Raw genomic sequence first — 12,650 nt, 5'->3', positions numbered from 1 at the left:
CTCCCCTCTCGCGCGCTTTTCAAAAAAGCAGGTGCTACTTTCCAAAGGGGCACTTGGGGAAGGTGCAGGTCCGGCACTGCAGGCAGAAGCCGCCTTCGGCCATGCGGGCCAGATCTGCCCGGGTGGGCACCAGCCCGGCCAGCAGCCGGGGCAGCAGCAGATCCACGGCCGTGGTCTTGGCATGCAGGGCGCAGGCTGGCACGCCCATGACCTGCACCGACCCGATGCGGCCAATGACCACCATGTTGCCGGGCACCACGGGCGCGCCGTAGAGGGCGTCGGTCAGGCCGGCGTCCACGAGGCCCTGGCGGGTGACGTCGTCCGGATCCACGGAAAGGCCGGCGGTGGTCAGCAGCAGGTCGATGCCGGCATCCAGCAATTCGCGCACGCCGTCGGCGATGGCCTGGCGGTCGTCGGGGACGATGCGGGAGGCGATCACCTCGCCGCCCAGGGCCTCCATCTTGTGCGCCAGCAGGGGGGCGAACTTGTCCTGCACCAGTCCCTGGAACACTTCCGATCCTGTCACCAGCACCCCGGCCTTGGCCTTGCGCAGGGGATGAATGGAGAAGACCGGGCCTTCATCCACCGTGGCCAGGGCGCGGGCCACATTGTCCGTGGTCAGGTACAGGGGGATGGCCCGGCAGGCGGCAAAGGGCTTGCCGGCTTCCAGCAGGGTGCCGTGCTGGCGAGAGGCGCAGGCCACGTTGGGGATGGCGTTGAACCGTTCCAGGGCCGGGATATCCACGGCCAGCACCCCGGCCGTGGCGGCCATCAGGTTGATTTTGCCTTCCCGCGGCTCGCCGGCCACGGTGACGTGCTCGCCGGCCAGGGCCGCGGCAAAGGCCTTGGCGGCGGCATCCTCGTGGACGAAGCCGTCCACCTCAGGCAGGTGTTCCTGCAGATAGATGTTGCGCCGGCCCATGCGCTGCAGCCGGCAGACGTCCTCCAGTCCGATGACCTGACCAGCCTGCACGGCCGGCCCCTTGGACTCGCCGGGGATGACCTCGGTCATGTCGTGCAGGGCCGTCTTGCCCACGGCCTGCTCCACAGGCACGGCGGTGAGGAGGGGGGCCGGGGGGATGATGGAGGCGCGTTCCCAGATGGCCTCGCCCTGGCAGCCGCGGCACACGCCGCCGTCGCGCATGGGGTAGGCCTCCTTGCAGACGGGGCACACGCCCACCGGGCCCATGTGCTTGTGGCCGCGCATGCGGTCGGGAATCTGCACCGGCTGGGCCGAGCAGACGGTGTGGCCGGCAGCCTCGATTTCCGCAAACAGGGCGTCGGAGTCTTGCTCGCGCTTGGGTTTGGTCTTGAAGAGCCAGCTGTGCATGTGGGGCCACGCGGCCAGCTTCTCCGCATCCAGATACACCCGCCAGCCCTGGCCGGTGTATTTGTCGTACAGGGAGACGGCGTAGCGGCCCAGGTTCAGCACCTGCATCCAGCCGTTGCCGAAGCTGCACAGGGTGAGCAGTTGCACGGCATCGGGCAGGCATTTGGGCGTTTCCACCAGGGCGTCGAAGATGGTGCCTTCGGGGAGCAGGGTCTTGTTCCAGGCCACCATGTAGCCGCCCAGGAGCAGGCCAGGGGCGGGATAGCCGTGGAACGCGGCGGCTTTTTCCTTGAATTCCTGAAAGGTGTACTGTCCGATGTCCATCGCGCCCCCTTGGCGTCTGGCTGCAAGAGCCGAAAATGTTTTCCAGAGAAAACGTGATGATGCCACGGGCGACGCGGAAAGTCCATGCGCGACCGGATGTTGAGACAGATTGGCCCTACGTGCCGGAGGAGGGGCCGGCGCCGTCCGGATTCGTGCGACAGTACCGGGTGCAGACCGAATAGGCATAGTCCAGGGCGTACTGGCAGCCGTTGAAGACATAGCGCGGGGTGAGCTGGGTGCGCCGGTTGCTGCAGGCCTTGATGCACTGGTCCCGGCTGGGAGAGCCGGCAGCCAGCATTTCCGCGAAGCTGCTGCAAAGGCTGTCCTGCTCCGAGGGGCCGCACTGGTTGGAGAAGCCGCCGCCGCCGGTGGTGCCGTCGAACATGATGCAGCGCGAGCGGAAGGTGGAAAGGCTCATCTGGGGCGAGGCGCCCATGGCCAGCTCGCCAGGGGTCGGGGATGCCTGCTGTGCCGATGCGGAGGCGGCAATGACAAGCAGCCACAAAGACGCAGCCAAAAAGGTACTGGGCAATCGCATGATCAACCTCCCGAAAAGGGGTGTCGGCAATCGGAATGGGGCGCAGGCGCCAATCATAAATGCTCTTGCGGCGCGGAGCAAATCTTTTGGCGGGGATTGCGCCATTTTCGCGGACAGGACCTTCGCGTGATATCGTTGCAACATGCTGCTGCTGAAGTGTTTCGGGTCAGTTGGATTGTGCAATATCGCCTGCTCGTTTGAAACATCAGAATGCCTTGCCCCAAGACGGTGTTTCGGGATACATTGCCGCACGACCATCCCTTCCAGCCTCCACGAGATCCCCGATGCTTCCTCCCGCCATTGCCAGCCGTTGGGCCGCTCCCAACGGCTACCGCGACGTCTTGCGCATCTCCCTGCCCATGATTGCCAGCATGGGCGCGCACACGGTCATGCTCACCACGGACCGCTTTTTTCTGAGCCAGCATTCCCTGGAGGCCATTGCCGCCTCCTGGCCGGCCGGCATGGCCAATTTTGCCTTCATGGCCCTGTTCATGGGCACGGCGCAGTATGTCAACGTGTTCATTGCGCAGTATGTGGGCTCCGAGGCTCCGGCGCGGGTGGGCGCGGCGGTGTGGCAGGGCGTGTGGTTCTGCCTGGCGGCCGGCCTGCTCATGGCATGCACGGCCCTGCTGGCCCGGCCCATCTTCTCCCTGGCGGGTCACGAGCCCATGGTGCTGCAGATGGAGGTGGAATACTTCCAGATTCTGTCCGTGGGGGCCATCTTTGGCCTGCTGCAGAACACCTTGTCGTGCTTTTATTCCGGCCAGGGGCTGACGCGACCGGTGATGTACGTGAACATCGCCGGCGCATTGGTGAACGTGCCGCTGGATTATTGCTTCATCTTCGGGGTGGGGCCGTTTCCGGCCTGGGGCGTGGCCGGCGCGGCGGTGGCCACGGTCATCGGGGCCATGGTGTCGGCGGGGCTGTTCGCGCTGCTGGTGTTTTCCAGGGAGAATGAACGCCGCTTTGGCACGCGCTCGCAATGGCGGCTGGATCGGGAGCTGATGCGGCGTTTCCTGCGCTATGGCCTGCCCGGCGGCACGCAGTTCGGGGTGGAGATTCTGGCGTTCACCGTGTTCCTGTTTTTGGCTGGCCGGCTGGGCACCGAGGCCCTGGCCGCCACGAATATGGCCATCTCCATCAACACGGTAGGCTTTCTGCCCATGGTGGGGCTGCACATCGCCTTGTCCACCATGGTGGGCCAGGCCATCGGCGGCGGCAGTCCGGCCATGGCCCGGCGGGCCATCCGCAGCGGGTTGCATCTGGCGCTGCTCTGGACGAGCTTCGCCGTGGCCGTGTACGTGCTGCTGCCGGAGCCGCTCATTGCCATCTTCCTGGATCCAGACTCCCCCGGCGCGCCGGCGGTGCTGGCCCTTGGGGTGGAACTGATGCGCTTTGTGAGCGCCTACGCCTTCTTCGACGCCCTGATTCTGGTGTTCTTCGCGGCGCTCAAGGGTGCGGGGGATACGGTGTTCATCATGCGGTCCATCATTGTGGTGGCGTTGGGGGCGATGATCATCCCCGGCGTGGCCGTGGTGGAGTGGCTGGACGGCAACATCTATTTCCTGTGGTCCCTGCTCACAGCGTATGTGGCCATCCTGGGCGTGGGCGGCGTGCTGCGCTACCGCGGCGGCAAGTGGCAGGGCATGCGCGTGGTGGAGACAGCCGCACAGGTTGTTGACACCTAGGCAGGTTCCCGTCACAAAGTCCGGGAAAGGGACGCGCGCGCGAGGGAACGCCTGTACCGGGGCTCCCCTCGCACAACACCATGTTTCAAAGGCAATTTGTGCCAGCCACGCTGCGGTAGCGGAAACAACACGGAGAGCGCTCCGCGTGCGGCGTGCGTGCTGACAACCTGATCCAGTAACAAATATAACGCATTGTAATATCTCATTTATGGCGAATTGTCGTCCTGCGTGGCGCATGGGAGGTCTGCACGTTTTATTCATAGGGAGTAACCACCTAACACCTGGGGAGAAGTGCTGGCCAGCCGCCCCGCACCAACCGGTTGGGAAGAGGAATAACATTTTCTTTTCCATGGAGATACGGTATCCATTTTTCCGGTCTGGCCTGGACTGTGGCATGGGAGGATAAACACTAACGCTGAGGGGTTTCCATGCAGTGGTTCAACAATTTGAAGATAGGCACTCGGCTCATCGCAAGTTCCATACTCGTCCTCGGGCTCATGGGGGGCGTGGGATGGCTGGGGATGTCCAGCATGCAGACCACCAATGCGTTGCTGGAGGAAATCTACGAAAACAACCTCAAGCCGATTGTGCACCTTGCAGACGCCAATGCCGAGTTCATCAAGTTTGGCCGCAACCAATACCGCATCTTCATCAGCACCAATGACCAGGACGCTGAGGAATTCGTCAAGCGCGGCGATGAGAATATCGCCCGGACCAACAAGGCGTTGGCGGACTACACCAAGGCGACCCTGACAGGCAAAGAGCGCGAACTGTACGATACATTCAAGCCTGCCTATGACGCCTACCTTGCCGAAAACGCCAAGCTCCGCCAGATGATGCGCAACAAGGAAGACAAGGACGTCATCACGGACTTCGTGCTCAACCGCGTGGCGCCCCTCGGCGTGTTGCCCGACCAGCTGCTGAGCGACATGGCCGAGGAGAACCGCAATGAGGCCGAAAAGGCCGCCGCACAGGCGCACGGCGTCTATCTCGAAGCGCGCGAGCGCATGTTCTGGGTCATCGGCGTGGCCGTGCTGCTGGGGCTGGCCTCGGGGGTGTTCCTGTCCCGGCTCATCTCCCGTGGCGTGCGCCAGTGCGTGGAGGTGGCCCAGGCCCTGGCCGTGGGTGATTTGACCAAGCAGCTCACCATCCGCCAGAGGGATGAAATCGGCCAGATGGCCGAGGCCATGCGCGCCGTGGCCGCCGCCGAACATGATGTGGCCGGCAAGCTCGATAAGCTTTCCCGAGGCGATCTGGGCATTGAGGTGATGCCGCGCTCCGAACAGGACACCCTCATGCGCGCCATTGGCAGCATCGTCCTGGCCGAGCGTGATGTGGCGGAGAAGATGAAACAGGTGGCCGAAGGCGATTTGCGCATCAAGGTGGCCCCGCGTTCCGAACAGGACGAGCTGCTGCGCGCCATTGCCGAGATGATCGAACGGCTGACGCAGATCGTCAGCGAGGTGCAGGCCGGCGCGCAGAACGTGGCCTCGGGCAGCGAGGAGATGAGCGCCAGTTCCGAGACGCTCTCCCAGGGCGCGTCTGAACAGGCGGCTTCGGTGGAGCAGTGCTCGTCGTCCATGGAAGAAATGTCCTCCTCCATCAACCAAAATGCCGAGAATGCCCGCCAGACCGGGTCCATCGCCTCCAAGGCCGCCCAGGACGCCAAGGAATCCGGCGAGGCCGTGCACAACACCGTGGCGGCCATGAAGGAGATTGCCGGCAAGATTTCCATCATCGAGGAAATCGCCCGGCAGACGGATTTGCTGGCCTTGAACGCCGCAGTGGAAGCCGCACGCGCCGGCGAGCATGGCCGCGGCTTTGCCGTAGTCGCCTCGGAAGTGCGCAAGCTGGCTGAGCGCAGCCAGACGGCCGCCGCGGAAATCAACAAGCTTTCTTCCACCTCCACGGCCGTGGCCGAGCGCGCCGGCACGCTGCTGGAAAAGCTGGTGCCGGACATCCAGAAGACGGCGGATCTGGTGCAGGAAATCGCCGCCACCAGCCAGGAACAGAACTCCGGAGCCGGCCAGGTGAATCTGGCCCTGCAGCAGCTGGATCAGGTGGTGCAGCAGAACGCCTCGGCCTCCGAGGAGCTGGCCAGCACGGCGGAGGAGCTTTCCGCCCAGGCCGAGCAGCTCCAGGCAGCCATGGACTTCTTCATCACGGATGGCAAGGTGGCAGCCCGCACCGTGCGGGCGTCCGTCGCCCGGCCTGCCCCGGCCAGGGTTGCCGCCCGGCCCGCGCCCAAGCGCCTGCCTGCGGCCCGGCGTGCCGGCACGACTGGCGCGACTGGCGCGACTGGGGTGCACCTGGACTTGTCCAGGGGCGAAGTGGAGGACGATGATCTCGGCTTCGAACGCTTCGGCGCCGATACATAACCCGCCGGAGGACAACAGTATGACGGCCAGCCTTTCGGAAGGGGTTATGCGGCTGCTGACCCTCACCCTGGACAACGTCTATTTTGCCCTGGACATTCATTCCGTGCGCGAGATTCTGGACATGACGGACATCACCAGCATCCCCCATACGCCGGAATACATGCGCGGCGTGGTGAATGTGCGCGGCAGCGCCGTGCCCGTGGTGGATTTGCGGCTGAAGTTTGGCCTGCCTGCCGCAGACCGCACCCTGAACACCCGCATCGTCATCCTGGAGATTCCCCGGGGAGACGGCGTGGCGGCCATCGGCGCCATCGCGGATTCGGTCCGGGAGGTGCTGGAGGTGGAAACCGCCAGAATCGACCCGCCCCCGCGCATGGGCACGGGCATTCGGGCGGACTTCATCCGGGGCATCTGCCGCCAGGACGAACGCTTCCTGCTCATCCTGGACGCCGCCAAGGTCTTCACCACGGATGAAGTCCTGTCCCTGGACGAGCTTGGCGCGCAGCCTGGCCCGGTGGTGGCTTGAGGGGGGTCGAAGAATTCTTCCAGTGTATGCAGGCATCAGAAAGTCGATTCCGCGGGGGCGGAAAAAGTGATCAAAAAAATCTCGCCGCCCCTTGCGAAAACCACGGGCCTCCTGCATGATGGGGGAGTCTTTTTTCCGAGCAACACCTTGTCACAAATGACCCTGGAGGCCGCATCCATGAAAATGTGCGACATGTTTCAAACTGCCGACTGGAAAACCGAAAAGCACGTGCCCGCCATCGAGTGCGACGATGCCGTGGCGGCAGACGCCTTCTTCCCCGTCACCGTGAGCCTGGGCAAGGAAATTGCCCACCCCAACACCACGGAGCACCACATCCGCTGGATCCGTTGCTACTTCAAGCCCGAGGGCGACAAGTTCAGCTATGAGGTGGGTTCCTTCGAGTTCACCGCCCACGGCGAATGCGCCAAGGGCCCCAACGAAGGGCCGGTGTACACCAACCACACCGTGACGTTCCAGCTGAAGATCAAGACCCCCGGCGTCCTGGTGGCTTCGTCTTTCTGCAATATTCACGGGTTGTGGGAATCTTCCAAGGCCGTGGCCCTCAAGTAATCGCTGCATGCTGCCGATCATACAAAGGGAGACCTCGCAAGGGGCCTCCCTTTTTTTGTGGGCGGGCAAACTGGAAATCCATTGTCCGCAGTGGCGTGGTTGATATTATGCGCGCCACACATGCCGTCGGGCGATTTAGGGAGATTTCCCCGGGGGGGAAGGTATCATTTCCGGGGATGTGCTGCCATCGAGATGGAGGGGTTGCGTCAAATTTGTGAATCATGGGGAGACGGGGCGGAATGGGTTTTGAACAGTGATACGCACGCTGCGGGAGGGGTATGGATTGTGCGTAGCCTGCCGAAATACCCGCACATCGAAAAAACTTCCCTTTTGACGTTGATGGTGTATGGTGATGATGCAGATTCTTGTTGAGGGGGCGCAACCGCACAACAAAGAGGGGCAGGCCATGCAGTGGTTCCACAATCTCAAGATCAGCACCCGGCTGATCGCCAGCTTTATGATCGTCCTGTTGCTTATGGCCGGGGTGGGGTGGCTCGGCGCGACGAATATGGGCAAGATCAACGAGTTGCTGTTCGGGATTTATACCAACAACCTGGGACCCATCACCAAATTGAGCGATGCCAACGCCCAGATGATCCGCTTCGGCCGCAGTCATTATCGGTTGGTGCTTGCCGATGAACGCCGGGAGAAGGAACAGTACATCCAGCAGATTGATGCCAGCCTGCAGGCCATGAACAAAGCCATTCAGGACTATTCCGGCGCGCTCTTGTCCGACAAGGAGAAGGAGCTGCTGGCGAAATTCAGGACATCTTTCGAGACATACCGCGAATCCGCCTTCAAGATCCGCGACATCATCCTGGCCGGGGACAAGGATGGCGCCATCAAGTACATGCTGGAAGTGGCCGCCCCCCTGGGCGTGGAGCCAGACCGGCTGCTGAACGAGCTCATTGCCGAAAACCGCCAGCAGGCGGAACTGGCCGCCCAGAACGCCGAGACCATCTATCAGCAGTCCAACGTGTTCATGTACACCGCCGTGGGCGTGGCCGTGGCGCTGGGGCTGTTCCTGGGCGTCTTCCTCTCGCGGGTCATTGCCAACGGCATCAGGCGCTGTGTGGAGTTCGCCCAGGCCCTGGCCGTGGGCGATTTGAGCAGGCAGCTGGAGATCAACCAGAAGGACGAAATTGGCCAGATGGCGGGGGCCATGCGCGCCGTGGCCGCCGCCGAGCACGAGGTGGCCGAGAAGATGGGCCTGCTTTCCGAAGGCGATTTGCGCGTCAAGGTGGCCCCGCGTTCCGAACAGGATACCCTCATGCGCGCCATTGCCGAGATGGTCGAACGGCTGACGCAGATCGTCAGCGAGGTGCAGGCCGGCGCGCAGAACGTGGCCTCGGGCAGCGAGGAGATGAGCGCCAGTTCCGAGACACTGTCCCAAGGCGCGGCCGAGCAGGCGGCCTCGGTGGAGGAATGCTCGTCGTCCATGGAAGAAATGTCCGCCTCCATTAACCAGAATGCCGAAAACGCCCGCCAGACCGGGTCCATCGCCTCCAAGGCTGCCCAGGACGCCAAGGAATCCGGCGAAGCGGTGGTCAACACCGTGCGCGCCATGAAGGAAATCGCCGGCAAGATTTCCATCATCGAGGAAATCGCCCGGCAGACGGATCTGCTGGCCCTGAACGCTGCAGTGGAAGCCGCCCGCGCTGGCGAGCACGGTCGCGGGTTTGCCGTGGTGGCCTCGGAAGTGCGCAAGCTGGCCGAGCGCAGCCAGACGGCTGCCGCGGAAATCAACAAGCTTTCTTCCACCTCCACGGCCGTGGCCGAACGCGCCGGCACGCTGCTGGAAAAGCTGGTGCCGGACATCCAGAAGACGGCGGATCTGGTGCAGGAAATCGCCGCCACCAGCCAGGAACAGAACTCCGGAGCCGGCCAGGTGAATCTGGCCCTGCAGCAGCTGGATCAGGTGGTGCAGCAGAACGCCTCGGCCTCCGAGCAACTGGCCAGCACGGCGGAAGAGCTTTCTGCCCAGGCCGAGCAGCTCCAGGCAGCCATGGACTTCTTCGCCACAGACAGCAAGGTGGTTGCCCGCTCCGTCCGTGCCGCCGTCGCCCGGCCCGCCGCGGCCAGGGTTGCCGCCCGACCGGCTTCGACTCCGGCGCCCAAGCGCCTGCCTGCAGCCCGGCGTTCCCATGCGGGCGGCGTGTCGTTGGATCTGTCCAAGGGCGAGGTGGATGACGACGACCTCGGCTTCGAACGCTTCGGCGCCGATACATAACCCACCGGAGGACACCGGTCATGAGCACCAGCCTTTCGGAAGGGGTCATGCGGCTGCTGACCCTCACCCTGGACAACGTCTATTTTGCCCTGGACATTCATTCCGTGCGCGAGATTCTGGACATGACGGACATCACCAGCATCCCCCATACGCCGGAATACATGCGCGGCGTGGTGAATGTGCGCGGCAGCGCCGTGCCCGTGGTGGATTTGCGGCTGAAGTTTGGCCTGCCTGCAGCAGAGCGGACGCTGAACACCCGCATCGTCATCCTGGAGATTCCCCGGGGGGAGGGCGTGGCGGCCATCGGCGCCATCGCGGATTCGGTCCGGGAGGTGCTGGAGGTGGAAACCGCCAGAATCGACCCGCCCCCGCGCATGGGCACGGGCATTCGGGCGGACTTCATCCGGGGCATTTGCCGCCAGGATGAACGCTTCCTGCTCATCCTGGACGCCGCCAAAGTCTTCACCACGGATGAAGTCCTGTCCCTGGACGAGCTTGGCGCGCAGCCCGGCCCGGCGGGGGCCGGCGCCTCTGCGCATCCATAGCACTGCCTGACGCCAACTCATAAGGAGCACTCCATGCGCCTTGCCCTTGAAGGAAACTGCACCGTGGCGGAAATGGCGTCCCTGAAGGAGACCCTGCACCGCGCCCTGGCCCGGCGAGAGGCCACGGAACTGAGTTTTGCCGGTGTCTCCCGGGGAGACCTGGCCTTTTTCGAACTCCTGCTTGCCGTCAAACGGGCCTTTGCCGCCCAGCGCGTGCCCCTGACCCTGCAGCCGGACCTGCCCGAACACCTGCATTTCGGCGCGCAATGGACCGGCCTGACCGGGCTGTGCCCGGCTGCGATGCCCCGGTCCGCCGGCGCGGCGCAGAGGGCTTCGCAATGAGCGCCACGGATCCACTGCAAACCTACCTGGAAGAAGCCCGCGAACTTTTGGCCGAGCTGGAAGAAAGCCTGCTGGAACTGGAGGCCGATCCCCAGGCCGGGCAGATTATCGCCCGCGCCTTTCGGGCCTTGCATACCATCAAAGGCTCGGGCGGCATGTTCGGCTTCACCGAGATCGTGCGCTTCACCCACGATCTGGAAACTGCCTTCGACCGTGTTCGCAGCGGCGAACTGCCCCTCACGCCGCCGCTGCTTAGTCTGACCCTGCAGGCCAAGGACCACCTGCAGGCCCTGCTGCGCGCGGACCCTGGCGGCGGCGAGCTGGCTGCGGATTCTGACAGGCTGCTGGCAGAGCTGGCCGGCATCCTCCAGGCCGAAGCCCCGTCTGCATCATCGGTCGCGCCGCCGGCCGCGTCCTCGGCTGCATCCTCGGCCGCATCTGCGGTGACGGGCTCCGCCCCGGTCGCATCTGCCAGCCCGGAGACGGCCGCCTACGTTGCCGCGTCCTGGGAGATCCTGTGGATCCGGTATCGTCCGGAGCCGAACACCTTCCTCACCGGCTGCGATCCCCTGGCCCTCATGCAGGAGCTGGCGGAGCTGGGCCAGCACGCCTTTGTCTACCACGATGGCGGGGCGTCCCTGTCCGAGGACTACGACCCCGAACAGCCCTACGGCTATTGGGATGTGGTGCTGAACACGGACAGGGGCCAGGACGCAGTGCGCGACGTCTTCGTCTTTGTGGATGACGGCCACTGCGTGCGCATGGAGAAGGTGGGGGATCACCGCACCCGTGAAGGCGACCTGGAGCTGCTGGCAGGCATTGCCCGGGACAACGCCGCCAACCCCGGGCACATCCCCCAGGCCATGCGCAGCTTTTTGCAGGAAAAGCTGGCCATGCGCCAACCGGCCAAGGCCGCGGCCGTTGCAGCTCCTCCACAAAGCACCAGCATTCGGGTGGATTCCGACCGGCTTGACCGCCTGGTGAACATGGTGGGGGAGATGGTCATCATCCAATCCCGCCTCAGCCAGGCCGTCAACCAGACCCTGGACCGCGCCTTCCTGGCCCAGATTGCCGAGGACCTGGAACGCCTGACCGACGAAATGCGCGACAATGCCCTGGGCCTGCGCATGCTGCCCATCGGCACCGTCTATGGCAACCTGCGCCGCCTGGTGCGCGATGTGGGCATCTCCCTGGGCAAGGACGTGGATTTTCAGGCCGAAGGCGGGGATACGGAACTGGACAAGACCGTTATCGACCGGCTCAAGGATCCCCTGATCCACATCCTGCGCAACAGCATGGACCATGGCATCGAATCCCGCGAGGAACGCGAACTCGCCGGCAAGCCCCCGCAAGGCACGGTGCGGCTGTGGGCCGGCCATGCGGGCGGGGAGGTGGTCATCCGCGTGTCCGACGACGGCCGCGGCCTGGATCCGGAGAAAATCAAGCGCAAGGCCCAGGCCAAGGGACTGCTGGCTCCAGACGCCGAACCGGATCGCCGCGAGATATTGCACCTCATCTTCGAGCCGGGCTTCTCCACGGCAGACAAGGTCTCGGACCTGTCCGGCCGCGGCGTGGGCATGGACGTGGTCAAACGCTCCATCGACGCCCTGCGCGGCACGGTGGAGGTGGAAAGCGAGCTTGGCCATGGGGTGACGCTGACCCTCCGCCTGCCCCTGACCCTGGCCATCATCGATGGCTTCTGCGTGGGCATCGGCACAGGCACGTATATCGTGCCCCTCACGGCCCTGCGCGGGTTTCAGGAGCGCAGCGTGGATGCCTCCACCAAAACCGTGGACGTGGTGGAACGCATGGGCAAGATGCTGCCCTGCGTGAGCCTGCGGCGGCTCTTCAACATCAAGGAGCCCATGCCGGAATACGAACGGGTGGTGGTGGCCGAGGTGGATGGTTCGGAAATCGGCCTGGCCGTGGATCGCGTGGTGGGGCGGCAGCAGGCCGTCATCAAAAGCCTGGACGAGATGTACAAGCACGTCACCTTCGTCTCCGGCACCACCATCAACGGCGACGGCAGCATCTCCCTGATCCTGGACATCCCCCGGCTCCTGGATCTCGCTGTCTCCCGGGCCGAGGCGGTGCAGTAACACGGGGTGCGTTTGCACAGAATCGTCGGGGGAAAACCGTTCTAGGGCAAGTTATCTTTGAAAGGAGTTCTCGGGGGAAA

General features: G+C 64.2%; 10 protein-coding genes. 8 read left to right on the top strand and 2 right to left on the bottom strand.

What is annotated here, in order from left to right:
* Window positions 1–34: 34 nt before the first annotated feature.
* Both DGI_RS14300 and DGI_RS14295 read right to left on the bottom strand, forming a co-directional pair.
* Window positions 35–1,654, bottom strand: a complete 1,620-nt coding sequence (locus DGI_RS14300) for an FmdE family protein (protein ID WP_021761885.1) — start codon at window positions 1,652–1,654, stop codon at window positions 35–37.
* Between the two features lie 115 nt (window positions 1,655–1,769).
* Window positions 1,770–2,192, bottom strand: coding sequence for a hypothetical protein (locus DGI_RS14295; protein WP_027193490.1), 423 nt, complete (start codon window positions 2,190–2,192; stop codon window positions 1,770–1,772).
* 284 nt (window positions 2,193–2,476) lie between these two features.
* Between DGI_RS14295 and DGI_RS14290 the strand changes: the two genes are divergently transcribed.
* From DGI_RS14290 to DGI_RS14255, 8 genes are all read left to right on the top strand, one after another.
* Window positions 2,477–3,880, top strand: a complete 1,404-nt coding sequence (locus tag DGI_RS14290) for an MATE family efflux transporter (RefSeq protein ID WP_021761883.1) — start codon at window positions 2,477–2,479, stop codon at window positions 3,878–3,880.
* 428 nt (window positions 3,881–4,308) lie between these two features.
* Window positions 4,309–6,258 (top strand): HAMP domain-containing methyl-accepting chemotaxis protein, encoded by a 1,950-nt coding sequence (locus DGI_RS14285; RefSeq protein WP_021761882.1) that lies wholly within the window; start codon window positions 4,309–4,311, stop codon window positions 6,256–6,258.
* Between the two features lie 19 nt (window positions 6,259–6,277).
* Window positions 6,278–6,784, top strand: a complete 507-nt coding sequence (locus tag DGI_RS14280) for a chemotaxis protein CheW (RefSeq protein ID WP_021761881.1) — start codon at window positions 6,278–6,280, stop codon at window positions 6,782–6,784.
* 177 nt (window positions 6,785–6,961) lie between these two features.
* Window positions 6,962–7,354 (top strand): class II SORL domain-containing protein, encoded by a 393-nt coding sequence (locus tag DGI_RS14275; RefSeq protein ID WP_021761880.1) that lies wholly within the window; start codon window positions 6,962–6,964, stop codon window positions 7,352–7,354.
* 352 nt (window positions 7,355–7,706) lie between these two features.
* Window positions 7,707–9,584, top strand: a complete 1,878-nt coding sequence (locus DGI_RS14270) for a methyl-accepting chemotaxis protein (protein ID WP_051349750.1) — start codon at window positions 7,707–7,709, stop codon at window positions 9,582–9,584.
* Between the two features lie 20 nt (window positions 9,585–9,604).
* Window positions 9,605–10,129 (top strand): chemotaxis protein CheW, encoded by a 525-nt coding sequence (locus DGI_RS14265; RefSeq protein WP_021761878.1) that lies wholly within the window; start codon window positions 9,605–9,607, stop codon window positions 10,127–10,129.
* A 33-nt stretch (window positions 10,130–10,162) separates the two neighbouring features.
* On the top strand, window positions 10,163–10,471 hold the full coding sequence (locus DGI_RS14260) for an STAS domain-containing protein (RefSeq protein WP_021761877.1): 309 nt from the start codon (window positions 10,163–10,165) through the stop codon (window positions 10,469–10,471).
* Window positions 10,468–12,570 carry a chemotaxis protein CheA gene (locus tag DGI_RS14255; RefSeq protein ID WP_021761876.1) on the top strand — a complete coding sequence of 701 codons (2,103 nt, stop codon included), beginning with the start codon at window positions 10,468–10,470 and terminating at the stop codon, window positions 12,568–12,570. The genes DGI_RS14260 and DGI_RS14255 overlap by 4 nt, the downstream gene beginning before the upstream one ends.
* Window positions 12,571–12,650 lie beyond the last annotated feature (80 nt).

Origin of the sequence: Megalodesulfovibrio gigas DSM 1382 = ATCC 19364 (assembly GCF_000468495.1) — a bacterium.
GTDB lineage: Bacteria > Desulfobacterota > Desulfovibrionia > Desulfovibrionales > Desulfovibrionaceae > Megalodesulfovibrio > Megalodesulfovibrio gigas.
This window is presented reverse-complemented; position numbering and strand designations above follow the sequence as displayed.

Coding starts and splice junctions, on each gene's coding strand:
- DGI_RS14300 (WP_021761885.1), bottom strand. CDS start 1,654: ATGGACATCGGACAGTACACCTTTCAGGAATTCAAGGAAAAAGCCGCC.
- DGI_RS14295 (WP_027193490.1), bottom strand. CDS start 2,192: ATGCGATTGCCCAGTACCTTTTTGGCTGCGTCTTTGTGGCTGCTTGTC.
- DGI_RS14290 (WP_021761883.1), top strand. CDS start 2,477: ATGCTTCCTCCCGCCATTGCCAGCCGTTGGGCCGCTCCCAACGGCTAC.
- DGI_RS14285 (WP_021761882.1), top strand. CDS start 4,309: ATGCAGTGGTTCAACAATTTGAAGATAGGCACTCGGCTCATCGCAAGT.
- DGI_RS14280 (WP_021761881.1), top strand. CDS start 6,278: ATGACGGCCAGCCTTTCGGAAGGGGTTATGCGGCTGCTGACCCTCACC.
- DGI_RS14275 (WP_021761880.1), top strand. CDS start 6,962: ATGAAAATGTGCGACATGTTTCAAACTGCCGACTGGAAAACCGAAAAG.
- DGI_RS14270 (WP_051349750.1), top strand. CDS start 7,707: ATGATGCAGATTCTTGTTGAGGGGGCGCAACCGCACAACAAAGAGGGG.
- DGI_RS14265 (WP_021761878.1), top strand. CDS start 9,605: ATGAGCACCAGCCTTTCGGAAGGGGTCATGCGGCTGCTGACCCTCACC.
- DGI_RS14260 (WP_021761877.1), top strand. CDS start 10,163: ATGCGCCTTGCCCTTGAAGGAAACTGCACCGTGGCGGAAATGGCGTCC.
- DGI_RS14255 (WP_021761876.1), top strand. CDS start 10,468: ATGAGCGCCACGGATCCACTGCAAACCTACCTGGAAGAAGCCCGCGAA.